Below are 22,376 nucleotides of genomic sequence, written 5' to 3' on the forward strand. Positions count from 1 at the left end.
ACAGCCGGTGGTACAGAGATATTCGGACGAATCCCGGCATACTGGACGGATGAACTCCGAAGCGGGCATCATCTCCGATCCGGTCACCATCATCGGTGCCGGCATAGCAGGCGCGGCCTGCGCGCGGGTTCTCCGCGACGCGGACGTACCGTTTCGCATCGTCGACCGAGGCCGCGCTCCGGGTGGGCGGATGTCCTCGCCCGAGTTGCACGGCCGTCGCGTCGATCTGGGAGCGGGCTACTTCACCGTCCGAGATCAAGAATTTGCGACGGTCGTGGCCGACTGGGAGTCGGGTGGATTGGCGCGTCAGTGGGCCAACACGTTCGGCATTCTCAAACCCGAAACGGTTCCGTGCACGACGACCGGCCCGGTTCGCTGGGCGACCCCGAACGGGCTTCGATCGTTGGTGCGAAACATGCTCGACGGCTTCGACATCGAACATTCCACGGAGCTGACCGACCTTCCCGACGGCCATGTCGTGGTGGCGATGCCGGATCCGCAGGCGACGCGACTGACCGCCGTTCCCGATGCCGTCGACTACGACCCGGTCATCGCGGTGGCGTGTGGATTCGACGGACTCGACATTCCCTTTCGAGACGCGGCGTTCGTCAACGATCATCCCGATATCGACTTCGTCGTCGACGACGGTGCCCGGCGCGGCGACGGCGCTCCGGTTCTCGTGGTGCACACGACGTCGGGGCGCGCGCAGCAGCATCTGGACAACCCCGACGGGGCGATCGCCCCGGTTCTCGACGCGCTACGCGAATTGTCCGTCGTCTCGGCGGACCCCGCGTGGACCCACGCCCACAGGTGGACATTCGCCAAGCCTGCGGCGCAACACGATTCCAACTTCGAGCTTCAGCACCGGGACGGACGCTTCGTCGGACTGGCCGGCGATCAGTGGTGCGAGTCCGGAGTGCCCCGGGTCGAGAGCGCCTGGCGTTCGGGGACGGACGTGGGCAGAGAACTCGTGCGCCGCCTTTCGCACTGACGTTTGCCCGGCGTCGGACCACGAGCCGGATTAGGATCGCCCGCGTGCTGTCCGTGAAGTCGTACTCCCGCGAATACATCGACGCCTGCCGTGCGCGCCTCGATTCTCAGCTCGCCGCATACCGTGCGGTCGCGTCGAATCGAACGACGACGACTGCCGTGGACGAGGCATTCGACGTCGCTTTCTTCAACAATCTCGTCCTGACGCTCGAGGTCTATTTTTTTGCACCGCATGCGCGGCCAGGAGAAGAAGAACGGCAATCCACTCAACGAGGTCCGAGTCCTGGCGGCGTCGATGACGACTGCCGACGACATCATGACCAGCGATCCGACCATAAATCTCGATCCTGCGAAAAGCATTCTCGGATACGCCGTCGGCGATCGAATCGCGCTCGACGAGAAGCAGTTCGTCGCATTGGCCGATGCGTTCTTCGCCGAGATCGAGACGAAGTTCGGCCCGCAGCTCGCTCCCTAGCTGCTGACGAATGTCACCGTCTCGTCCAGAGGCGCTCGGCTGGTACGGAATCCGTTGATCGGATGTGTGTCGTCGGGGTAACCGAAGGAGATGCCGGCCACCACTTTTCGGGTGTCCGGGATGTCGAACCATTCGTGCAGAAACGGTGAGTACGCCGCCAATGCTGCCTGCGCGATGGCCCCGAGACCGAGACTCTGCGCAGCAAGCAGGAAGGTTTGGAGGTACAACCCGCAGTCGACGGCCCCGTACACGCCCAGATCGGCGTCGGTGGTGATGATGGCCGCGTGCGGTGCGTCGAACAGCTCGTAGTTGCGGATGAACTGACGCGTCGTTGCCTCGGTGTCGGATTTGACCACCCCGATGCTCTCGTAGAGTGCGCCACCGCATTCGCGTCGTCTGGCTCGGTGCAGAGCGTTGTAGTTCGCCGGGAACGAGAAGTCCGGTTGCGGTGCCCCGGACGCCACGTGCTCGACCAAGGCCTCGGAGAACTTTCGGGTGGCATCGCCCTCGGTGACGATGATCTGCCACGACTGGGTGTTGGACCAGGAGGGAGTTCGCTGGGCGGCCGTGAGTAGCTGCTCGAGGACCTCGTGAGGGACCGGCTTCGGCAGGAACTGCCGGCACGAGTACCGCTCGTCGAGTAGTTCTGTCAGCGCGTCGTACCGGGTCACGTCGTCCGCCTCGTGTCAGTGCTGTCGGGTGCGGGTCGAAGGTAACACCACGGCTGCGCCCGACGGTCATGTGCTGGACCGTCGGGCGCAGCCCGGTCTACTGGAGAGGAAGCAGGATGTCCTTCACACGCGGGTCGGTCGCCAGGAATTCCTGCACCGCCGGGTCCTTGAATGCGGCGACGAGATTCTTGATGTTGTCCGTATCTGCCCACCGGCTACCGATGGTCAGCTGGCCTGCGAACTCGTCCGGTGCCGGCGGGGCGAAGATCTGCTTTTCGACGGGAATGCCTGCGGCGAGGTAGTACTCGGTGTAGCCCACCGCCGCATCGAGATCCGGCAGTGCCCTCGATTGCGCAGCGAAGTCCAGCAGCGTGAACTTCAGATTCTTCGGGTTTCCGACGATGTCCTTCTGCGTGGCCGTCGACTTGTCGACAGCGGGATCGAGCGTGATCAGGCCGGCTCGCTCGAGTACCCACAGGCCTTGGGCCTCGTTGGCCGGGTCGGAGTACAGCGAAACCGTTGCGCCGTCCGGCAATTGAGCTGGGTCCGAGTACTTGTCGGACCACAGGCCGAATCCCCACCGGAACACCGGCGTTGCGGCCTCCTCCTGGAAGTCGGGGTTCGCTTCGAGGACCTGACCGAGCCACAGCTTGTGTTGGTAGACGGTTGCGGCCACCTCACCTTCGCTGACGGCGCGGTTGATGGTGTTGCTGTCTGCGAGTCCGCGGAATGCGACCGTGATGCCGTATTTGGGGGCAACCTGGTCTGCGACGAATTCGACGAGCGCCTGTTCGGACGCATTGCCCTCTGCTGTGGCGACGACGAGTGTTGCTCCCTCGGTGTCGTTGGCCGATGCGGTGTCGCCGAAGAACGCGATGCGGACGATCACGGCGAGGGCGATCAGAACTACGACGGCAGCGATGATCCAGGGCGCTTTCCGGCGGTTCTTCAGCTCGAAGCCGTGCGCTTCGGTGGACGTTGTCATGGTGGATGGAACCTTTCGGGTGTGGTTCAGGCAGTGCGCACAGCGCGCTGATGAGGTGTGGTGAAGCGAACGAGTGCATCGCCGACGAGCTGTACGACGGCGACGGTGAGAATCAGGATGACGATCGTGGCGATCATGACGGTGTGATCGAATCGCTGGTATCCGTATGTAACTGCGACATAACCGATTCCGCCTGCGCCGATGGTGCCGGCGATGGCCGAGTATTCGATCATGGCAATGACGTTGATGGTCAGCCCGCCGATGATCGACGGAACCGCCTCGGACAGCTGCGTGGTGGTGACCTGCAGTGTGGAACCACCGGATGCCCGAGCGACGTCGACCACCGACGTCGGAACCGAGCGCAGAGAGTTCTCCACGATGCGGGTGAAGAAGGCGATGCCTGCCAACGACATCGGTACCACTGCCGCTGCGATGCCGATGTTGGTTCCGGTGATCCATCGGGTCACCGGAACCAGCGCGGCCATCAGGATCAGGAACGGCAACGATCGTCCGATGCTGACGATCCAGCTGACCGGCGTGTGCAGCACCGGGTTCTCGAACAGTCCGCCGGGACCGAGGTTGAACAGCACCGCTCCGAGTGGAACACCGACGATCACCACGATGGACATCACGATCCCGACCATCGTGAGGGTGTCGCCCAACGCGGGCGACAGTAGAGCCGGCAGTTCGTCGACCGGAACCTTGTTTCCTGCCGCGAGTACCGCGATCACGACGCGACTTCCAATACCGGATGATTCCCGTCGACGGAGCCGGACAACCCCAGCGCCGTGAGTGCATCAGGGACGCGTGCACTCAGGTGGCCACCGACGCCGATCGACGCGCTGCCGACCGTCACTCCGGCCACAACCTGCACGGACGCGCCCAACAACGCGACCTGCACGCCCAGATCCTGACCCAGCCTCCCGATCCAGTCCTGCGGAACATCGGGCGAATCGTAGGTGACCTTCCAGTGCACGTCGCCGGCTGCAGCCTGTGCGTCGTCACGCCGAGGGCGCAGCTCGTTGCCGAGCCGCGAGCGGTGGTCGGTCAACAGATCGACCAGCTTCCCCGATTCGACGATACGACCGTGATCGAGCCTGGCCACCGAATCCGCAGCTCGCAGAACGGTATCCATTTCGTGGGTGATGAACACGATGGCGAGGTCGAGATCACGACGCAGTTCACGCAGCAACTCGACCACCGATTCGGTGGTCTGCGGATCCAAGCCGGATGTCGCCTCGTCGGACAGCAACACCGACGGCCTGAGCGCCAGTGCGCGCGCGATTCCCACTCTTTGGCGTTGCCCGCCCGAGAGTTGAAACGGATAGCGAGCGGCTTTGTCGGACAGCCCTACTCGGTCGAGAAGCTCACCCACCCTTCGGGCCGTCTCGGCTTTAGTCGCCCCCAGGAAGTCGAGGGGCAATGCGACGTTCTCGGCCACGGTTCGGCGCGAGAGCAGACTCGACGACTGAAACACGGTGCCGATGCGCCGGCGCGCAACCCGAAGCTGCTTGGCGTTCAACTGCGCGAGATCGTCCCCGTTGACGATCACCGAGCCCGAGGTGGGCCGCGTCAAGAGGTTGATACATTGGGCCAGCGTGCTTTTGCCGGCACCACTGGGGCCGACGACGGCCAGGATCTCGCCGGACTGCACCGTGAAATCCAGCCGGTCGAGGACGACGGTCGTGTTCTCCCCCGTCCCGTACGTCTTGGTCAATTGCGCTATTTCGATCATGCTCCGACGCTCTTTTCGCTGATGTGACGGCGCAACGATGAGCTACCGGCGACTCGATGACCAGCTATCGACTCATCACGATCCGAACTGTTCCCACCGGCCTAGGTCGTCGGTAGCGTCGCACCGCTGTCGATATCGAAGACAGATCGTCCCGCCGAAGGAGTTCCCCCGTGTCACGCGAGATCCGTTTCAATGCCTTCGACATGAACTGCGTCGCGCATCAGTCCCCCGGTCTCTGGCGTCATCCGCTGGATCAATCGTGGCGATACAAGGAACTCGGCTACTGGACCGATCTGGCGAAGCTGTTGGAGCGCGGCCTGTTCGACGGTCTGTTCGTCGCCGACGTCCTCGGCACGTACGACGTGTACGGCGGTAATCACGACGCCGCCATTCGGCACGGCGCGCAGATTCCGGTGTCGGACCCACTATTGCTCGTCAGTGCGCAGGCCGCGGTCACCGAGCATCTGGGCTTCGGGATCACTGCGGGTACCGGATTCGAGCATCCGTATCCGTTCGCGCGACGGCTCTCCACGCTCGATCACCTCACCAACGGCCGGATCGGATGGAACGTGGTGACCGGCTATCTACCGTCGGCGGCGCAGAACATGGGACACGACGATCAGCTGAAGCACGACGATCGGTACGACCACGCCGACGAATATCTCGAGGTGCTCTACAAGCTGTGGGAGGCGTCGTGGGACGACGACGCGGTGGTCCGCGATCGTGAGACCGGTGTATTCACCGATCCCACCAAGGTGCATCGAATCAAACACCGCGGCAAGCACTTCACGGTGCCGGGCATTCATCTGGCCGAGCCGTCGCCGCAGCGGACGCCGGTGATCTTCCAGGCCGGCGCGTCGCCGCGTGGCGTACGGTTCGCGGCGCAGAACGCCGAAGCGATCTTCGTCGGTGCACCCACCAAGGAGATTCTGGCGCAGACGGTTTCGAATGTTCGTCGAGCATTGCGAGATGCCGGCCGCGATCCGTACTCGGCGCGCATCTATCAGCTACTCACCATCGTCACCGATGAGACATCCGAACTCGCCCATGCCAAGCACGACGAGTATCGGTCGTATGCCAGTGCCGAGGGTGCGTTGGTGTTCATGTCGGGCTGGATGGGCGTCGACCTGTCGCGGTACGCGCTCGACGAGCCGCTCGGCAATGTCGAGAGCAATGCGATTCAGTCGTTCGTCGCGTCGTTCCAGTCCATCGGTGCCGATGGCAAGGAGTGGACGGTGCGCGATATCGCCGAGTGGGGCGGCATCGGTGGTGCCGGTCCGCGCATCGTCGGCTCCCCCGGCGAAGTCGCGGATCAACTGCAGGAGTGGGTGGACGAGACCGACGTCGACGGCTTCAATCTCGCGTACGCCATCACCCCGGGAACGTTCGAGGACGTCGTTCGATTCGTCGTCCCCGAATTGCAGCGGCGGGGTGTCTATCGCACCGAATACACGCCGGGCACGTTGCGTCACAAGCTCTTCGGTAACGGTAATCGACTGCCCGAGGAGCATCGGGCGCAGCAGATCGTACGGGGAGTCAGGAGTCGTCGCGCGCAGGCGTGACCCACGACCGGACTCGTCGGGATGTGTGCGCATCCGTACCAGAACATCTGCACGCTCGTTCGATGCTGTTCGCCGATCTCGCGCTTGGATGAATTCTGTCGCCCCACTCGGACGAGAACGACTCTCGCTCGTGGGGGTACCTCGCGAGGTCACTGTCGCCCTCCGAGTCTCAGTGCCGCCGCGCATCGGCGGCTCAGCCATTTCGACAGGAGCGCCATGACCGTTTCATCGGTAGAAGACGTGCACGCCATCCAAGAACTGAACGCTCGGTACAACTTTGCGGTGGACGAAACCGACGGTCCTGCCTGGGCAGACTGTTTCACCGCCACGGGCGTGTTCAACGCCCTCCTTCCGGGCCAGACCCCCACTGGCACGGAGGAATTGCTCGGTTTCATGCCGATCGTCACCGAGGCATTCGGACGAATGCACCACCTCACGACCAACGAGATCATCACGGTGAACGGCAACGAAGCCACTCAGAAGTGCTATCTCCTCTTCTTCTCGGCGAAAGACGGACGCACCGAAGGGACGATCTGCGAGTACAACGACGCACTGGAAAAGACGGACAGCGGGTGGAAGTACTCGCGCAGAGACGTCACCGCGCACACCAAGATCGCTGACTTCACCGCCGTCACAGAAAACGTCTGACCACTCGCGAAACGAAGAAGGACAATCATGGATTTCGAAGACAAGGTCGTTCTGATCACCGGTGCAGCCGGCGGCATCGGCCATGCTGCGACAAAGGCGTTCGCCGAACAGGGCGCGACGCTGGTGTTGGTGGATCTGTCACTGTCGGCGCTGGAGCAGATCGCCGCCGATCTGGGCCTCCCCGAGAACCGATTGCTACTCGTGGCAGCCGATGTCAGGAGCGAAAAAGAGGTCGAAGGTTACGTCGCCAGTGCCATGACGCGGTTCGGCAGGATCGACGTCTTCTTCAACAATGCGGGCGTGGAAGGCAAGACCGGAGCCTTGGTCGATACCGACGCCGAGACCGTGGACACGATCCTCGACGTGAACGTGAAGGGATCTTTCTTCGGCATCAAACACGTCCTGTCGACGATGATCACACAGAAGTCGGGTGCCATCGTCAATACGTCCTCGATGGCAGGGTTGATCGGCTTTCCCGCCCTCGGCGTCTACACCGCCTCGAAGCACGCTGTCATCGGCCTGACGCGAGTGGCCGCGTTGGAAGCGGCAGACAGCGGTGTCCGAGTGAACGCAGTGTGTCCCGGTCCGGTTAACACTCGGATGATGCGAGGAATCGAAAACGGCATGTCGGCCGGCAACCCCGAGGCAGCGAAGTCTCAGTTCGCCGACAGCACCGCGATCAAGCGGTACGCCGAGCCCGAGGAGATCGCACATGTCGTGCTCTTCCTGGCCTCGAACAAGGCGTCGTATGTCACCGGCAGCATCTTCACTGCGGATGGCGGCATGACCGGGATGTAGCCGACGGACGCTCACCGCCCTGCAGGGCATGCTGTACCGGGCGGTGAGCACGTCCGCCGACGTCAGGACGACGCAGACGTGATCCTTCGACCGAGGTATTCCGAAGGCAGGCAACCTTTCTGCGTTCTGAAGACGCGATTGAGATGCGACAGGTCTGCGAAACCCCACCGAGCTGCAAGGGTGGACATCGACGTCGGCCGGGTCGCCGAGTCGAGATCTGCTGCGCACGCCTCGACTCGCGACTTCATGACGGTTCGGGCGTACGAGAGTTCGGTCTCCTCGTACAGCTGGTGGAGTTTGCGTACGGAGATGGAAAAACGCCGCGCAGTTTGCTCGGCAGGCACCGAACCACATCGAATCTGTTCTGCCACATAGGCGTTGATCGCGGCTCTCATCTCGGCCCGGAGGCTTCGGCTGTCGCAGCTCCGTTCGTTCTCGCTCGATCCGGCCGCTGATGCGATCAGTGTGAGCAAGGCCGAATTGGTGGCCAGGACATCCGCGCGCTCCATTCGATCGGCCCGTTGCCACACTGCACTCATCGCGGCACTGGCAACATGCGCGGACGCATTGGTCGGCGAGAACGATACTGCGGTTCTCCCGTCCGAATCCGTGATCAGTGGCGTCAACATGCCGTTGGGGACCTTCATCGACAGCACTCGCCACGTGCTCCGGTAATCGAGTCCGAACGGTCGAGTCGCATCGAACAACGCGAAGTCGCCCGCGTTCACGACACACGTCCGGCCTGCCTGCCGCCCGACGCAGGTGCCTTCGAGGACCAAGTTCACGAACGTCACGTCCTCCGTGGTTCTTGCTACCTCCGATCGGCCGTGAAGATGGAGCTGGGGCTCCGACGCGATTTCCGCGAGCCGGATGGAACCCACCGGTGCAGCGCGAACCCATCCGGTCATCCCGCCCGGTGACGACGACGCCGTGGCGTGTGCGGCGGGGCGGCGGGGAAACAACGGTGTGAACGCGTCGCAGATCGCGTCGCGCCAGTAGCCGAATTGATCCGGCACCGGCAGATCTTCGGTCGTCCAATGCTCCATGGTCAAGCCCCGCCGGTATCGAAGTTCGTGCTGGTCCCACCGATGATGCTGCGCAGTCGTTTCCGGACCGTTGCACGTGAGGCGTCGACGCGTAACCGTCACCTCACGGCGATGACGAACGGGCTGTGAACCATCGCGAGAGTGGACGGGCAACGCAGAAGAGCGCATGCCGAACACGGACGAAATTCACCGTTACCGATGATGACCGGCCGGCCGAATCAGGGCACCAAGACACCTGTGGCAGTCGAATCGAGGGTGGGCGCAGAGGGGTTCGAACTCTCTGCACCCACTTTCACCACCAGCACGGACTAGTCCGACTGCACCGCTGACCTGGTCGATTATCGGTTTCAGTGGGTGCTAGTCCGTGCTATTCCGTGGGTATATGTGGGCAGATTGTGGGCACCATACCCACTTCGACGTCGCTGGCCGACGTCCGGTTCCGGGAGAACCCATGTCCATATCGACAGCTCTGACGACGGCACGCCGAGGCACCGTCTTCCTGTCCCTCGTCTGCTTCGCGATCTCCTACATCGCCCTCGCAGACCTTGCTCGAATCGCCGGGCTCGGCCCAGAGGCGTACCTGTGGCCGATCATGGTCGACGGCACCATAGTCATCGGGACGGTCTCAGTCGTCGCGCTCAGTCAGAGCCGCGGCGCGTGGTCGCTGCTCATCGCCGGCGCGATCGTCTCCATCGCCGGGAATGCTGTCCACGCCTGGATCACCCACCACTCCTGGATCTCCGTCGGGGTCGCGCTGACTCCCCCGATCTTCCTGCTGTGGACCACCTCTGTGACCGTGGAGCTCGGGCGACGAGCGGAAGATACCGACCAAAAAGCCGACCAGGACGAACACCCTGAAATCCCGGATCCGCCGGATACATCCCAAATGGAGATCGACCCCCGTTCCCGGGCGCTCGAGCTCATCGCAGCAGGTGGCGTCCCGTTCCGTGAGATCGCCCGCCGCGTCGGCGTCGACGACCGCACTGTCCGACGGTGGCGAGACGACGCCAAACAGGAGACCGAACCTGAAAGTCTGGTAGGAGTAGCCACATGAAACGGACACTGATCGCTGCCACTGCACTCGTAGCCCTGACTGCGTGCACCACCGACAGCGCCGAACCGGAAGACTTGACGGCGGCAACCATCACCACCACATCCGCGGAGTCCACCACGACTACCGCGGCGACCGAGCCCGCGCCCGCCGGCGATCTGTACGAGGTCACCCCCGACGGCCTCACGACAGCAGTGAACGTGCCGACCACCCTGACCGACGACGAGTTTGCGGCCGGATGCGCGGAGGCGAAGGCAGCGCTCGAGACGTTCGGTAACAATGACCCTCAGGTTCTGCTGGCACTGATGCAGGCCGGGCCTGAGGATGCGTCGGGAAACGTGTCGGTCGACGACAGCGGGAGCTGGGCCAGTGAGACGCCAGAGGATCAGGCGAATCTGATTGCAACGGTCAAGGCCGCGGCCGCTGGTGAGTGCTGAATCAGGACATCAGATAGTTAGTTAGCGCAGCGATCTTGCCGAGCAGGGCGACGGACCAGTCCCCACTAGTGCGCTAGTATCGCCGCATGGACGAGACCGATATTCGTAGCACCCTCCGCCGCCTTCGTGACAAGCGCGAGCAGCTGACGGCCCGGATCGCCGAGCTGGACGTCGAGCGCGCCGAGGCAGTTGCTGCCGGATTCGACGCGGGCCTGTCCGCCTCAGCGATGATCGAGGATTCGGGACTCTCACAGCAGCGTCTGTCGCAGCTCAAGCGCGGCGGCGCTAAGGGTCGACGGTAGGAATCGTTAGTTCGCACAACGACTGAATTGTGCGAGACGGACTCAATCGCTGAATTCTCCTCTCCCCCAGGGGTTGTGCGCAGATTACTAGCGTGCTAGTATTAGGTACACCACAACGGAGGAGAAGAAAATGAACACCACCCACCAGATCATCACCAACCACCTCGAGGCCGCCATCGAGATGCACCAGAACCACACCGGAGACGCATGGGCCCAGGCAATCACCGCCCTCGCCCTCGCCTCCGCCGCCGAACTCCCCCTCCTCATCGAAGAAGCCGAAGGCATCATGGGCCGGATTGAGCACGACTCCAACTGCAAGTGGTGCGGCGGCGACCTGGACGCCGGCACCCCGCCCGAGAGCTGGTACTGCACCAACTGAGCCCGAAGGGGCCGGGGAAACCCGGCCCCTCGGCTGGCCGTGGCTCAAACGTCTAGTTCGCACGCGCAACGAACTATCTGCCCACCGACCCCAGAGCGGTCTATCCACCGAGTTGTGTTGACTCAGTTCGATGCTTCGCCTAACGAAAAATTTACCCTTTCGGCCCGACGAGCGAAGGTTTCGAAACGCGAAATGCTCCCCACCACCCGAGGGTGATGGGGAGCATTCCCGTGCGGTTGAGCTACGCGCCAGACAGGTCAGGCGGTGGGCTCTTCCGTGGTGACAGTCCCGTCGACGACCGGCCCTGTTGTGCGAGCTCGGCGACTCCGGGTGGTGTGCCGAGTTGCCGCCATATCCATTCGCGGATCATGGCGTGCCCCCTTTCGGTTGGGGATCTGTGAGCCCATTCGGGCATAGAAAAACACCCGCACTGTTCGCACGGGTGTTCGAGTTCTGTTAGCGTGATGGCAGCGGGACGCGGCCAGGAAGGGAAGCCTGGATCGCGTCCCGCACTCACGTTCGGGAGGCATGGTGGAGCTGTACCGGATCGGTGACAGATGGGCCGAGCCCGCACCTACACGCTGCCCGCGAGGGCATCGGCTGACCGGCGGCCGGGTGCTCGTCGGGTCGCAGGTCTGCTCCTGCGAGATCCACCACCACAGGACGCACGCATGCCGTGAGTGTGGCGCTGTCGTCTACACACCGCCGATAACGGAAGAGTGCACAGACAGCAGCTTCGACGGCCGTGGCCGCTAGGTCAGCGCGTTACCGCGAACCCCGCTGCAGTCAGGCACCGACCTATGAATCGAGCCATCTCTTTCGAGTCGTTGCCACCGGCTCCAAGGTATGTATTGCCGTCCAAGTGGAAGAGGCAGGCTTGCATGTAATGCTCGATTGCATCCTGAATAAGCCCGCGCGAGTCAGGACCTGTCGCGTAACGCGCGCCCAGCTCACGCTCCGACACCGCCAAGGCCTCATGCCAATCGCCCATTAGCTACTACTCCCCCGCGGATTCCTTGTGGATGATCACGTCGTCCGACCCCTCGTAGCGGTAAGCGCGGCGTCCGTCCGGGAGCAGTACCCACCCGGCCTGCCCCTCGTCGGCGGCCGGGGTGAACGTCGTGTCGTCGGCCACAGCTACTCGCCCTCGTCGAATGTCAGGTCAGCCAGGGAGATAGGTGCCCAGTCGTCGCGGCAAAACTCGACCCCTGGTTTGCCGCCGAACACGCGATGCGCCTCGGCGACATGCACGGCGATCTCAGGCAACTCGAAGTGATCCCCCGGCTGCGCGCCGGTCATGTCCTTCACGACAGTGAAGTCGCATCCCGTGTGACCACAGGACCACGTCACGCTGCGGCGGCCGGCGCGCGATTGCTGTACGAGCATGCCGGTCATGCTACCGACCCGAGGTACGCGGCCAGGCCGTGCGAAGCGTGGGTATCAAGATTGAGTCGGCCGCGGTCGTAGATCCGGATGGTCGTCGAGATGTCGCGATGCCGGGCCGCGAGCTGCACTTCCCGCAATGGGATACCCGCGTCGATGGCGTTGGCGATCGCACCGTGCCGCAGCGTGTGCGGCGAGACCACCATGTCGTTGATCGCTGCCTTGTTGGCGATCCGTTTCACAACCCTGTCTGCGGAACGGCGAGTCATCCTCGTGCCGTCGCGGCGGATGAACAGCGGCCCTTGCTTGTCCTCAAGGGACTCGATCACCGTGTCGAGTGCTCGCATGATGACCGGTGCCTGCGGAAGCGTGGCAGGGTCGCCGTTCTTGCCAACGAACGTCACCACACGGTGCCCTTTCGAGTATTGCAGGACATCTGGGACGTTCAGCTCGCACACTTCGCTCACTCGCATTCCGAGGTATGCCATCAGGGTGCACATCGCGTAGTCGGATGGCGAGCTGTCGTAGGCGGCCCGGAGGAACCTCTGCGTCTCCTCGCGATTGAGATGGACCTTCTTCGACAGATCGAGTTTCGGTCGAGCCATTCGCACATTGCGGCACGGGTTCTTCATCACGTAGTCGTCGTCGAGTGCGTACTCGAAAAACTGACGCAGTGAGATAAGCCGGCGGTTGACGCTGCGGGCAGCATTGCCCCGTTCGTCGGACAGGTAGCGGACGTACGCCTCGATCGTCATGCGGCGAGCATGGAACGGGTGGACGCCGTCGGCGTGCGTCTCGCACCACTGTCGAAACATGGCGATGTCGCGGCCGTACTCGTTGCGGGTCGATGTCCCATAACGGGAGAGGAAGGCGTCGATCAGCATCTCGAACTCGGTGTCATCCGGGATGGTGACGTTCGCGGGTAGACGGGTACCGTAATCGGCAGTCATGATCCAGGTCCATTCTGGTTGTGGCGAGGCCCCGGCTTACGGTGTTCCAGCACCTAGTCGGGGTCGACTTATCTCCAAGTCGCACACCAGCATACCTCTGAACTCGACCATTCGGTCCGAGAAATTGTGACCTGACGATTGGTGTTATGGGCGGGTACCGGGAGCGAGCAATCCGGTCTGGGAGGACCGATAGTCGTACGCCTTGCGTAGCGCCACACCCATCGCCAACCACAACGGAATCGTTCCGTTCAGCGCGCCGGCCGATTCGGAGAACAGGGCGGCGACGATCATCCCGATTCCGACCGCGGCCTCCCAGTTGCCACCCTGGCTGATCGTCAGGAACAGCTTCGCCAACAGCGCCGCGACGATCAGAACGGCCACGATGCCACCTGCCGCGAACGCGATACCGAGCAAACTCTCACTGGACCACGTCCGCCGCAGCGCCTTCAGGGCGTTGCCGGTGACCCCGAATCCCATACCGAACCCGTAGCTCTCGACGCTGAACCGCAGGCCGTCGATCAGGCCCTTCGCGTGGATCGAACTGTTACCGTCGTCGGCGAGCTGCGTGCCGATGAGATACGCGACAGGGCTCGCGATGACGATCGTCCAGAACTTCCCGAGCCCTCGGATCATTGCAGGCAGTGCGATAGCGCAGGCGGCGACGAGGATGCCGCCGCGGCCGAATGTGAAGGCCGTACTCACGGCCAGCAGGAGCATGAACAGTTTCCGGTTCCGGAAGTCCTTGGTCCACCACAGCAGCGCGAGCGCGCCACCAGTCACGAGGCCTGCGATGGGAGGGTTGAGCACCATCCCGCCCGCACGGAAGAACGGCTCGCTGCCGGTGAACTCGGAGTAGTAGAAGTAGTACGTCGGGACGCCGTCACGGATCGGCAGGTGGCTGCGGTCGTACGTCGCCAGAGTCACCGGGTCCAGGATGCGCACGCCGAGCAGCTCAACAATCATGTAGACCGCGTTCACGATGCCAATCCATATCGCGATGCGCACTATCCTGCGCCACTCGTACTGCGTGAGCGTGAGACCCACCAGCACGAGCAGCGCAGGGATGGTGACCTGCCGAAACAAGATGAACGTGATACCTGGTTCGACGAGGGACCGCACCGCGCCGAACACCATGAACATCATCCAGACGGCCACTACATAGGCCGTCCAGCCGGGAGCATGGGCCAACCGGAAGAAGATGCTAACTACCAGGACGACGACCACCGCATCATCCATCAGGGTCAGCCCAGGCACGCCCGGTTGTAGCGCGATCGCGATCGTTTGGAGCACAGCCGCGAACATCGCAGCCACCGCGAGGAGCCCTGTCAAACCCAGCTTTTCGCTGGTTTCCCGGCTGTCCGCTGAGATGATCATCCGTGGAGTGTAGGACGTAACGGCTGGTCTCTCAGATGGATGCATTCGTTTGAATGAACGCGCCGGTTATGCGGGAGTGAGCTGCACCCACGGATAGGTCGTCACTGCGAACGAGGCGACGCCTCCCAGGGTGGTCGGCAGCGGGCTCGCGGTCGTGACGTAGCCCGCCAACAGAAGATCGTCTGTCGTACCGGGAAGACTCGCGGCTGACGCCAATGCGAAGCTGCCTGCGTGCACCGAGAGCGTTCCCGCCGTCACGAACTGCACGGCCAACAGGTACCGCTTGCGCAGCAACGGTGTGAGCGTGAGTGTGGGCAGTGTCTTCACCCCGACGACGTCGAGTCCGACCTGAGGCCCGGTCGTGGCCAGTCGGTTTCGAGCAAGGTCGTAGACGGCGACTTCGACCGAGTCCGCCGCACCTCCTGCGATACCGACGAGGATCTTCGGCACGAACGACGTCCACGGCTGATCGTCCCGAATCTCCAACGGCGCGAGGTACACGCGCGTGGTTGTCGGCACCAGCGCAGACCGAACCGTGCTGGCTGCTGGTGTTTCGATGCGACGCGGCGAGAGGGCGTCGCTGAGTAGGTGCACATCGCCCACCACGCGAGATGTCGCATCGTTGCGGAGTGGTGACACCCGAACATCGGTGACGGTGGCTGCGGCCTTGATCCCGACCGCCGCCGACTCGATGGAAACACCGCGGTCGATCCGGTGGTTCGTCGACGTCCCCTGGTAGTCGATCGCGACGTTGGTGTCCGCGTTCGCGCGCTTGCCTGCGGTGAACGACCCCGACTTGATGCGCGAGCGGTTCGCAGCCGTCGCCACCAGAACGGCCTGGTCATCGCAGTCGATCCGTGGATCTCCGCTGATCACCACGTCATCGGCCTCGATCGAGACGCCGACCCCGGGGGAACCCTCGGACAGGTATCGGATGTCGCGGAGTTCACCGCCATGAAGAGAGCCGCCGAATGCAGTGGGTGCGAACCGGACACCGAGGCCGAGGCAGTTTCGGACCACGGGCTCGATCACCGACGAGTTCGGGGCGCGGTGCTTGATCGAACCGTTGCGGCAACCGAACGCCGTGACACCGCGGAAGTTGATGTACTCACCCTCCTCGTGGGTGTCCCATGCAGTGTTCGTGGTTCCCTCCGCGATGCCGTACACATCGATGTGTCGAGGGACTCCCGCGGTTGTCGCGCCCGATGTGGTGGTGAACGCGTGACGGCCACCGACCATGTCGACGTGTGCGCGGCCGTGGCAGGAAACGCCGAATGCTTCGACGCCGTAACCGAAGTTCCCGTTCGCCTCGTCGTTCAGAGATCCCCGGATTCGGGCGCGCACATCGAACAGGGTGTCCGCAGACAAGGTGATGCCTGGACCGCCTGCGTCCCTGATGGAGACGTCGACAGCGAGGTCGGCACATGCCGTGAACCGGAGCATCGGGAGCTTCATCGTTGCGCCGATGGTGTTGATGAACTCGCCGGAGCCGAGAAGCCGAACACCTTCGAGCATTCCGAACTTCACGACGCTCGAGGTAGTGATGGCGTAGGAGTGGTCGAGGTTGCTGATCGTCCGGAACTGAGTGGTGCCGTCGACCTGACGGACGCGGTGGAGTTCACCGATCTTGCTGCCCGCGGTCGAACCGGGGAACACCGCAGCGGATCGGATCAGCACCCAATCGCCAGCTACGAGGCCCACCGCGTTGCAGTTGATGATGTTCTGCCCTGCCGCTGCCGCCGACTGCAGGCCACGCGAGGTCTCCGAGCCTGTACCTGTCAGCTCGATCGCAGGCAGGTTCACGGTCTGCAAGATGCGGGCACCGGGCGCGAAGGTCAGGTTCACCTTGCCGGTGAGAGAACCGTCGAACAGGTAGTCACCTGGCGGGACGAACAGGGGCTTTCCGTTTGCGGCCGTGACCGCAGCCTGGAATGCCGAGAGAGCTGGGGTGACACCGTTGGTCGGCGCTTTCACAACCCCGGCGAATTGAGCCGTAACCACGGACGGAAGGTTGTTGCTGTCATCGAGGGTGACGAATCCTACTGCCATGTCAGGCCCCCATCAGGTAGATACCGGGACGGGTGGAGTCCTCGGTGAAAGTCGCGCCACCGCCGCCTGAGACCACGACGTTTCCGGCCCCGTCTGGAGCTGATCCGTTGACGGTTTTGACCACCTCGCCATCGAGACCAATGGGGGCATAACGAGTGTCGAGACCCTCCTCGAGCTTCGACCGCACCGCCTCCGGCAGCGTCGACGACTCGTCGACCGTGACAATCGCGTCAGCCATGTCAGGCACCTACTTTCATGTAGTCGAGTAGCAGATCAGCCATGGCGTCTTCGCCGGCTTCGTTGAAGTGGACGCCGTCCGCGACGTACAGCGACGAACTCGACAGTTGGCCCCGCAGATCGAGCGAGCGGACACCCAGAGTGGCCGCGGTCGAGATGATGTTGTTGCCGTACGCGGTCCACGCGGTATCGGGGTCCGGGCGGACGATGAAGACGATCTCCATCTGCGCGGACGCCGAGCGGAGTCGCTCGACGATCGTGGTCATCGCGGACGACATCTGCGCCTGTGTCCGACCGGTCGACTTGTCGTTCGAGCCGAGAGTGATCAGAGCAACGTGCGGGTCGTACGCATCGATGAGAGGCAACGTCGACTTGTCCGACTCCGACAGCCATCCCGCCACCTCGAACGCGCGGATCGAGGCCTGCGACAGATTGACCTGCGTGACCCCCGCGCCGTCGTCGCCGACATGCTCGATGATGCCGAGGATCGCAAGACCGACCCCGACATCACCGCGAATCGACACCGTCGCACCAGGATCGGTGATCCTGGTGACGATCCGGTCACCGACCGAGGACTTCGTGATCGACGACCCGGCATTGGCCGCGGTGATGATCATGTTGCCGCTGTAGCCGGTGGTGAGAACGTCGACCGCCGTCACACCCGGCGAGAGGGTGTAGAGCACCTCGTCGGCGTTGCTCGCATGTCCACGCTGCAGCCACAGCGAGCCCGGAATGCCCGTTTGAAAAGTCGGCACATTCAGCGTGTCGAGCGTGCGGCCGGCGGGCAACTGCTGCGCGGTGTTGAACGAATAGCTCCCCGGCCCGACCGGCGGCGACGGCGGAATCCAGCCCCGCCCACCGGCAGGACGACCGAGCTGAGACCGCAGGAGTTCGGCGAGTCGCTGCGGCCACACCTTCGCCCACGAACTCGGTCCACCCGGCGAGCCGAACCCGTCGTTCGTCGAGTCCCCCAACGTGAGCAGCTTGAGCCGAGTGGAACCCGACGCGAGCGCTGCGGACTTGTAGTAGCTGCTCGCGGCCGCCAACGCACCATCCGTCGCGACCGCACCGCTAAAAAAATAGAGACCGGGCCGAGACGAATCCGCAGTCAGCACCGGGGTGTAGCTATTTGCAAGTACCTGTCCGAGGGCTGTCTCGGCGTCCCCTGCTGCAGCTGCAATCTGCTCGACCGTCAGCCCTCCGCCAGCAGGAAGCAGAGCGCGTCCCGCTTCGAGCCACGCATCTGGGTCGTCCTGCGGTCCGGCGAAGAACACCAACTCGTCGGCCTCGGTCTGAACGTCGACGACACCGAAACCCCTCGGGCCCCGGGTGATCTGCACCGCCGTCGACGACGGTGCCGTGTTCACCTGATCGGCGAGATCGATGTCGACCCCGGCAACAGCCCAGAAAAAAATGTCGTTGATCTGGACGATCTTGTTGCCGTACTTCGGGTTCACGAAAATCGCCTGCCACTGCAGGGCTGCGATGTTCGTGTTCGACGCGTCCGGTGCCGGCACGGTGACGAAGTCGACTGCCCCGTTGACGATGTCACCGAAGGGCCCGATCTCGATGTTCTCGAGAGCCGTCAGCACCTTGAGCTTCTTCCGCCCGCCGTCGTCGTACTGCAGCGGTGTGCCGGGCTTGACCATCGGCACCAGCTTCAACTGCCCGGACAGTGCCTGCTCGTCGGGGGCGATATCGGAATCGTTCCCGTCCTTGACCAACGCGGTGATGTTCACCCGCACCTTGCAATATCCCAGCGGCATAGCTCAGACCTCACTTTCGATGTGCTCGGGTTCTTCACCGGCGTCGGCCTCGGGTTCGGGTTCGGGAATCGGCTCGGTCTGCAGCAGATCGAGTACCTCGGGTTCGAGCGGCTCGACGAACGCCGAGCTGATGGCACCGGTTGCCGTGCCGATGCTGAGCGTCCCCTCGTGGTAGGTGACGTACAGCTCCTCGGGAAAATCGTCGAACTGGATTGTCTTAACCTGCATGTCGGTCGCTCCCCTCTACTCCGGGTCGGGAATGTCCTGTGCGCGGAAGTACGTCCAGCCGCCCGAATTGACGCCAGGGAAGGCCCGGCTCGCAGACAACTGGACGAGTCTGTTGCTCGAGCCCTTCGGTATCGCGTTCGCGGTATCGACGTACTGGCAGAGCGTCGCGACCACGGTCTCACCGTTCATCTTGTTGACGGTGAAGACGTTTCCGTTCGCGATCAGACGCAGTACGTCACCGACTGCAGGGACAACGGCCGCAGTCGCGAGTACGGTCCCCGAGCTGCCACGTTGAATCGAGACGCCCGTGTTGTTCACCTTCAACGCCACACCGCTACGGACGTAGAGCCGCTGCGGCTGGGCAGTGACCGGGATCGCGATACCCGCCTCGACGAAGTGGTTGTCGCGATTCATCGTCGTGGTCGCTGTGTAGAGCGCTTCGCCGTCCGTGGTCCCGGAGAACACGAAGTTGCCGTCGACGATCCGTGCCGGCTGCCCGAAGAAGCTCTTCTGCAGAGTGGGCGGAATGACGTTGTCGTCGAACGGCTCGAAGATCACGACCAATCCCGGCAGCGGGATGTTGAGCGAAGGTCCGATACCGAGCCACGGCTTAAACGTGGTGTCGAACAACAGCGCGCCCGCCTCGAACGTGTTGCCTTCGACGAGCTTGCTCGAGTATCCGAATCGCCCCATCGACTTCGCCGGATACAGCAGACCCTGGCGGTCCGGGCCGCCGATGTTAATCCCCCACACCTGCCGGGCATTGCCCGTGCCGTACTGGTGAATCGCGAGAAACAGGTCGGTACGATCGGGCAGGATGAGCCCCTCGGGGATGTCCGGAGTGAACTCCCCCGGAGTGTTTCCGATGATGGGCGTCTGATCAGGTGAGGCCCACAGACAGGTGATCTGGCCCGCGGTCCCTTCCTCCCTGCTCATCTGGAAAACGACAACCTCAAGCGAGCAGGGGCTGCTGCCAGCACCGACCGCGTAGGTGAACGATTCCCTCAGCCCACCCCACGACGTACGGATGAACCCGCCGTACACGGTGTCCTTCGGTACCGTCTGCAGTTGCCCGATGGAAAAGGTGTGCGCGTGTATTCGCGAACCGATCGTGTGCGTGTGATTTTCGACTGCGCTCGTATTCGGTTGACCCGTGGTAGACGAGACGGTTCCGTTTGCGGTAGCCGTAGTCTCGACGATGAACATGTCCCGGTCGAACGTCATCTCCGAGTTCGTCATCGAGTGCGAGAACTTCTGCAGCGGCAGTCCATCCTGGATGCTGATCATCGACGCCTTCACGGCCTCGACCTTGACGCCCTGCGCACCGACAGCCGCGAGAGCGAGAGCCTGTGACGCTGCGATCTTCTCGTTGACGACACCGATGCTCGTCAGCTGTCCAGTCGGATTGAGTATGTTCTGGATGAAATCCGTTGCCGCACCGACGAGATCAAGTCCAGGCGTGGCGGCCTGAGATTTCGACAGACCGAGCAAGCTCAGGATGTTGTTGACCCACGAACCGATATCGTTGAGGTCACTGTCGGGGTTGCCGGTGAAGATCTCGGCGAGGTCGCCGAGAATCGGCACGTCTTCGATGAAGCTCTGCAAAGAATCGAGGCTGCCGCCGAACATGTCCAGCATCGTCGCGGGCAGCGAGGTCTTCCCCGCGGTTCCCTCGAAGATCGCACCGAAGACCAGATCAGCGGCCTCCTGCGTCGACTTGAGGTCGCCGCGGTTGCCGTAGGCGTCGAGTGCTTCACCTGAGGAGTAGAACGTGGGTAGGTTCTGTTCGTACCGATCCGAGGGATACTGCTCGTAGCTTTCGTTCCCGCCCCACGGATCGACCTCGAGCGACACCTACACCACCCGGGTCAGACGGATCCGCAGCTGCGCGAGGTCCGGGCGCACACCCCAGCCGAGCAGGTTGCCGACCTTCTTGACAGCGGTGACGTACAGCGTCGTCGCAGTGTTCACGGGAACCACTCCTTCCGTCGAGCCGGGCTGGATCGCAACGTCGGAGTGCGCGCGCAACGCGACCTCTCGCCAGCCCTCGCCGTCCTGTCCCTTGCCGTAGCCGACGATCTCGCCGGATGTCGCGTTGTCTCTGCGGATCTCGATGTCGATTTGGTGACCGGTCTTCGCCTGGACGTCGACGCCGCCGGCGAAGTCGAACCGGTATGCGTACGTCTTCGCCGGGATGGTGATCGCGACGAGCTGCGCACGCGTGTCCGTCGAGGCCTTGGTGAACGCGGCCGGGAAACCGTTCGGCGGCACCACATATTCTTCGATCGCCGTCGGAGGGTTGTACCAATGGAGCTTGTTGTCGGAAGTCTGGTGCCGCAGCGACTGGCCCTCCGTCGGCGTGCCCACCACATCGACGGAGGTGTAGATCGGACCCGACGGACCGGGATCGCCCTGCTCACCCTGCGGCGGCTCAGGCAGATCGAGGTGGATCGCATACGGGCCACCGTCCGGTCCGGTGACCTCCATGACCGCATCGCCCTCGACGACGCCGTCGTACTTCACCGTGCCAGGCTGGAGCACAGGCGCAGGTCCGACAAGACCTCGAGCTCCGTACGCGTTCTGGTACACGACGAACGTGGAGCCGTCCCATACGTACTGAGAGTTGTTGTCCACGTTGCGGTAAGACCAGTTCAGCTGATCCACACCGAGCGTCGACTGCAGCGCCACAAGCTGCGAGGTGGACCTGTCACCCTTGTGTATGGCACCCGGAATCCCCGCTGGACCGGGCCCACCCTGGTACGCAGGCAGGCCGAGTTTCGCCTGCTGCGCCGAACCGTCCTGACGACGCCGAACATGCAGATACGTGTCCGTCATCGGCGGCATGCCTGCTGCCTGCGGAATCCCGATGATCTCGAGATCGACGTTGATCGTCTCGATCGGGTCAGTCGCCATCGGAATCCCCCTTCACACGCGCATGAGCGCGAACCTTTTCCTTCAATGACCGCCACGCCATGTCGCGGGTTTCCTCGAGCGCGACGATTCCGGTGGCACGGTGCATCAGGCGATACGCCTCGTCCTGCCCGATCGTGCGGACCTCGACCTCACCGAAGTCGGGTGTGTTCTCGACGTCTTGACGTGAGACCCACTCCCCCTGGTCATAGACCACATTGGCCTGCCAATTCAGGATGGCCTGCGCCAGAACGTTCGTGACGCCGTTCTGTCCGCCGGGCAGGTTCGCAACGGTCCCGTTCGACAGAGGGGCCGCCTCAAGGAACTTTCCGAGATCGATTACTGCTGGATCAGTCGCCTTGAACTTCGGTTCCGGCATGCCACTTCCTATCGTGAATCG

General features: G+C 63.2%; 25 protein-coding genes. 9 read left to right on the top strand and 16 right to left on the bottom strand.

Annotation, left to right across the window (positions count from 1 at the left end; genetic code table 11):
* Positions 1–49: 49 nt before the first annotated feature.
* Positions 50–991, top strand: coding sequence for an NAD(P)/FAD-dependent oxidoreductase (locus CH274_RS13045; RefSeq protein WP_094657674.1), 942 nt, complete (start codon positions 50–52; stop codon positions 989–991).
* Between the two features lie 231 nt (positions 992–1,222).
* The gene (locus CH274_RS13050; RefSeq protein ID WP_094657675.1) at positions 1,223–1,465 is read left to right on the top strand and encodes a hypothetical protein; all 243 of its coding nucleotides are present in this window, start codon (positions 1,223–1,225) and stop codon (positions 1,463–1,465) included.
* Here CH274_RS13050 and CH274_RS13055 read toward each other — a convergent pair.
* The 4 genes from CH274_RS13055 to CH274_RS13070 all read right to left on the bottom strand — a co-directional run bounded on the left by CH274_RS13055 (position 1,462) and on the right by CH274_RS13070 (position 4,856).
* Complete coding sequence (locus CH274_RS13055) at positions 1,462–2,136, bottom strand: nitroreductase (RefSeq protein ID WP_094631636.1); 675 nt, start codon at positions 2,134–2,136, stop codon at positions 1,462–1,464. The two genes, CH274_RS13050 and CH274_RS13055, sit on opposite strands and share 4 nt — an antisense overlap.
* 97 nt (positions 2,137–2,233) lie before the next feature.
* Positions 2,234–3,121, bottom strand: a complete 888-nt coding sequence (locus CH274_RS13060) for a MetQ/NlpA family ABC transporter substrate-binding protein (RefSeq protein WP_094631635.1) — start codon at positions 3,119–3,121, stop codon at positions 2,234–2,236.
* 26 nt (positions 3,122–3,147) lie between these two features.
* Positions 3,148–3,765, bottom strand: coding sequence for a methionine ABC transporter permease (locus CH274_RS13065; RefSeq protein ID WP_217901425.1), 618 nt, complete (start codon positions 3,763–3,765; stop codon positions 3,148–3,150).
* 83 nt (positions 3,766–3,848) lie between these two features.
* Positions 3,849–4,856: a methionine ABC transporter ATP-binding protein gene (locus CH274_RS13070; protein WP_094631634.1), complete on the bottom strand. Its 1,008-nt coding sequence runs from the start codon at positions 4,854–4,856 to the stop codon at positions 3,849–3,851.
* A 170-nt stretch (positions 4,857–5,026) separates the two neighbouring features.
* On the opposite strand from CH274_RS13070, the gene CH274_RS13075 reads away from it, so the two are divergent.
* The 3 genes from CH274_RS13075 (at position 5,027) to CH274_RS13085 (ending at position 7,864) form a co-directional block, all read left to right on the top strand.
* Positions 5,027–6,418: an LLM class flavin-dependent oxidoreductase gene (locus CH274_RS13075; protein WP_094657677.1), complete on the top strand. Its 1,392-nt coding sequence runs from the start codon at positions 5,027–5,029 to the stop codon at positions 6,416–6,418.
* A gap of 216 nt (positions 6,419–6,634) precedes the next feature.
* On the top strand, positions 6,635–7,066 hold the full coding sequence (locus CH274_RS13080) for a nuclear transport factor 2 family protein (RefSeq protein WP_094647608.1): 432 nt from the start codon (positions 6,635–6,637) through the stop codon (positions 7,064–7,066).
* 27 nt (positions 7,067–7,093) lie between these two features.
* Positions 7,094–7,864 (top strand): SDR family NAD(P)-dependent oxidoreductase, encoded by a 771-nt coding sequence (locus tag CH274_RS13085; RefSeq protein WP_094657678.1) that lies wholly within the window; start codon positions 7,094–7,096, stop codon positions 7,862–7,864.
* A gap of 62 nt (positions 7,865–7,926) precedes the next feature.
* On the opposite strand, the gene CH274_RS13090 is transcribed toward CH274_RS13085, so the two are convergent.
* Positions 7,927–8,910 carry a helix-turn-helix domain-containing protein gene (locus tag CH274_RS13090; RefSeq protein ID WP_256993595.1) on the bottom strand — a complete coding sequence of 328 codons (984 nt, stop codon included), beginning with the start codon at positions 8,908–8,910 and terminating at the stop codon, positions 7,927–7,929.
* A gap of 451 nt (positions 8,911–9,361) precedes the next feature.
* Between CH274_RS13090 and CH274_RS13095 the strand changes: the two genes are divergently transcribed.
* The 4 genes from CH274_RS13095 to CH274_RS13110 all read left to right on the top strand — a co-directional run bounded on the left by CH274_RS13095 (position 9,362) and on the right by CH274_RS13110 (position 11,079).
* Positions 9,362–9,964 (top strand): DUF2637 domain-containing protein, encoded by a 603-nt coding sequence (locus CH274_RS13095; protein WP_179275727.1) that lies wholly within the window; start codon positions 9,362–9,364, stop codon positions 9,962–9,964.
* Positions 9,961–10,398: a lipoprotein LpqV gene (gene lpqV, locus CH274_RS13100; RefSeq protein ID WP_094657681.1), complete on the top strand. Its 438-nt coding sequence runs from the start codon at positions 9,961–9,963 to the stop codon at positions 10,396–10,398. The genes CH274_RS13095 and lpqV overlap by 4 nt, the downstream gene beginning before the upstream one ends.
* Positions 10,399–10,484: 86 nt before the next feature.
* Complete coding sequence (locus tag CH274_RS13105; protein WP_094657682.1) at positions 10,485–10,700, top strand: hypothetical protein; 216 nt, start codon at positions 10,485–10,487, stop codon at positions 10,698–10,700.
* A gap of 130 nt (positions 10,701–10,830) precedes the next feature.
* The gene (locus CH274_RS13110) at positions 10,831–11,079 is read left to right on the top strand and encodes a hypothetical protein (protein ID WP_094657683.1); all 249 of its coding nucleotides are present in this window, start codon (positions 10,831–10,833) and stop codon (positions 11,077–11,079) included.
* 997 nt (positions 11,080–12,076) lie between these two features.
* On the opposite strand, the gene CH274_RS29185 is transcribed toward CH274_RS13110, so the two are convergent.
* The 11 genes from CH274_RS29185 to CH274_RS13160 all read right to left on the bottom strand — a co-directional run bounded on the left by CH274_RS29185 (position 12,077) and on the right by CH274_RS13160 (position 22,355).
* Positions 12,077–12,214 (bottom strand): hypothetical protein, encoded by a 138-nt coding sequence (locus CH274_RS29185; protein ID WP_179275728.1) that lies wholly within the window; start codon positions 12,212–12,214, stop codon positions 12,077–12,079.
* A gap of 2 nt (positions 12,215–12,216) precedes the next feature.
* On the bottom strand, positions 12,217–12,474 hold the full coding sequence (locus CH274_RS13115; RefSeq protein WP_094657684.1) for a hypothetical protein: 258 nt from the start codon (positions 12,472–12,474) through the stop codon (positions 12,217–12,219).
* Complete coding sequence (locus CH274_RS13120; protein ID WP_094657685.1) at positions 12,471–13,412, bottom strand: tyrosine-type recombinase/integrase; 942 nt, start codon at positions 13,410–13,412, stop codon at positions 12,471–12,473. Before CH274_RS13120 ends, CH274_RS13115 begins: the two co-directional genes overlap by 4 nt.
* A 144-nt stretch (positions 13,413–13,556) precedes the next feature.
* Positions 13,557–14,786, bottom strand: coding sequence for a hypothetical protein (locus tag CH274_RS13125; protein ID WP_094657686.1), 1,230 nt, complete (start codon positions 14,784–14,786; stop codon positions 13,557–13,559).
* A gap of 66 nt (positions 14,787–14,852) precedes the next feature.
* Entirely contained in the window at positions 14,853–16,835 is a 1,983-nt protein-coding gene (locus CH274_RS13130) for a hypothetical protein (RefSeq protein WP_094657687.1), read from the bottom strand.
* A 1-nt stretch (position 16,836) separates the two neighbouring features.
* On the bottom strand, positions 16,837–17,073 hold the full coding sequence (locus tag CH274_RS13135; protein ID WP_094657688.1) for a hypothetical protein: 237 nt from the start codon (positions 17,071–17,073) through the stop codon (positions 16,837–16,839).
* Between the two features lies 1 nt (position 17,074).
* Positions 17,075–18,838, bottom strand: coding sequence for an SGNH/GDSL hydrolase family protein (locus CH274_RS13140; RefSeq protein ID WP_094657689.1), 1,764 nt, complete (start codon positions 18,836–18,838; stop codon positions 17,075–17,077).
* Positions 18,839–18,841: 3 nt separating this feature from the next.
* Entirely contained in the window at positions 18,842–19,066 is a 225-nt protein-coding gene (locus CH274_RS13145; RefSeq protein WP_094657690.1) for a hypothetical protein, read from the bottom strand.
* Between the two features lie 15 nt (positions 19,067–19,081).
* The gene (locus CH274_RS13150) at positions 19,082–20,920 is read right to left on the bottom strand and encodes a hypothetical protein (protein ID WP_094657691.1); all 1,839 of its coding nucleotides are present in this window, start codon (positions 20,918–20,920) and stop codon (positions 19,082–19,084) included.
* Positions 20,921–21,979: a hypothetical protein gene (locus CH274_RS13155; protein WP_094657692.1), complete on the bottom strand. Its 1,059-nt coding sequence runs from the start codon at positions 21,977–21,979 to the stop codon at positions 20,921–20,923.
* Positions 21,969–22,355, bottom strand: a complete 387-nt coding sequence (locus CH274_RS13160; RefSeq protein WP_094657693.1) for a hypothetical protein — start codon at positions 22,353–22,355, stop codon at positions 21,969–21,971. The genes CH274_RS13155 and CH274_RS13160 overlap by 11 nt, the downstream gene beginning before the upstream one ends.
* Positions 22,356–22,376: the final 21 nt, after the last annotated feature.

Origin of the sequence: Rhodococcus sp. 06-418-5, assembly GCF_002258285.1 — a bacterium.
In the GTDB taxonomy this organism is placed as follows: Bacteria; Actinomycetota; Actinomycetes; order Mycobacteriales; family Mycobacteriaceae; genus Rhodococcoides.

What these genes read in the sequence shown, in the direction of transcription:
- CH274_RS13045 (WP_094657674.1), top strand. Translation starts at nt 50, where the DNA reads ATGAACTCCGAAGCGGGCATCATCTCCGATCCGGTCACCATCATCGGT.
- CH274_RS13050 (WP_094657675.1), top strand. Translation starts at nt 1,223, where the DNA reads ATGCGCGGCCAGGAGAAGAAGAACGGCAATCCACTCAACGAGGTCCGA.
- CH274_RS13060 (WP_094631635.1), bottom strand. Translation starts at nt 3,121, where the DNA reads ATGACAACGTCCACCGAAGCGCACGGCTTCGAGCTGAAGAACCGCCGG.
- CH274_RS13065 (WP_217901425.1), bottom strand. Translation starts at nt 3,765, where the DNA reads ATGGTCGGGATCGTGATGTCCATCGTGGTGATCGTCGGTGTTCCACTC.
- CH274_RS13070 (WP_094631634.1), bottom strand. Translation starts at nt 4,856, where the DNA reads ATGATCGAAATAGCGCAATTGACCAAGACGTACGGGACGGGGGAGAAC.
- CH274_RS13080 (WP_094647608.1), top strand. Translation starts at nt 6,635, where the DNA reads ATGACCGTTTCATCGGTAGAAGACGTGCACGCCATCCAAGAACTGAAC.
- CH274_RS13085 (WP_094657678.1), top strand. Translation starts at nt 7,094, where the DNA reads ATGGATTTCGAAGACAAGGTCGTTCTGATCACCGGTGCAGCCGGCGGC.
- CH274_RS13090 (WP_256993595.1), bottom strand. Translation starts at nt 8,910, where the DNA reads ATGGAGCATTGGACGACCGAAGATCTGCCGGTGCCGGATCAATTCGGC.
- CH274_RS13095 (WP_179275727.1), top strand. Translation starts at nt 9,362, where the DNA reads ATGTCCATATCGACAGCTCTGACGACGGCACGCCGAGGCACCGTCTTC.
- lpqV (WP_094657681.1), top strand. Translation starts at nt 9,961, where the DNA reads ATGAAACGGACACTGATCGCTGCCACTGCACTCGTAGCCCTGACTGCG.
- CH274_RS13105 (WP_094657682.1), top strand. Translation starts at nt 10,485, where the DNA reads ATGGACGAGACCGATATTCGTAGCACCCTCCGCCGCCTTCGTGACAAG.
- CH274_RS13110 (WP_094657683.1), top strand. Translation starts at nt 10,831, where the DNA reads ATGAACACCACCCACCAGATCATCACCAACCACCTCGAGGCCGCCATC.
- CH274_RS13115 (WP_094657684.1), bottom strand. Translation starts at nt 12,474, where the DNA reads ATGACCGGCATGCTCGTACAGCAATCGCGCGCCGGCCGCCGCAGCGTG.
- CH274_RS13120 (WP_094657685.1), bottom strand. Translation starts at nt 13,412, where the DNA reads ATGACTGCCGATTACGGTACCCGTCTACCCGCGAACGTCACCATCCCG.
- CH274_RS13125 (WP_094657686.1), bottom strand. Translation starts at nt 14,786, where the DNA reads ATGATCATCTCAGCGGACAGCCGGGAAACCAGCGAAAAGCTGGGTTTG.
- CH274_RS13130 (WP_094657687.1), bottom strand. Translation starts at nt 16,835, where the DNA reads ATGGCAGTAGGATTCGTCACCCTCGATGACAGCAACAACCTTCCGTCC.
- CH274_RS13135 (WP_094657688.1), bottom strand. Translation starts at nt 17,073, where the DNA reads ATGGCTGACGCGATTGTCACGGTCGACGAGTCGTCGACGCTGCCGGAG.
- CH274_RS13140 (WP_094657689.1), bottom strand. Translation starts at nt 18,838, where the DNA reads ATGCCGCTGGGATATTGCAAGGTGCGGGTGAACATCACCGCGTTGGTC.
- CH274_RS13145 (WP_094657690.1), bottom strand. Translation starts at nt 19,066, where the DNA reads ATGCAGGTTAAGACAATCCAGTTCGACGATTTTCCCGAGGAGCTGTAC.
- CH274_RS13155 (WP_094657692.1), bottom strand. Translation starts at nt 21,979, where the DNA reads ATGGCGACTGACCCGATCGAGACGATCAACGTCGATCTCGAGATCATC.
- CH274_RS13160 (WP_094657693.1), bottom strand. Translation starts at nt 22,355, where the DNA reads ATGCCGGAACCGAAGTTCAAGGCGACTGATCCAGCAGTAATCGATCTC.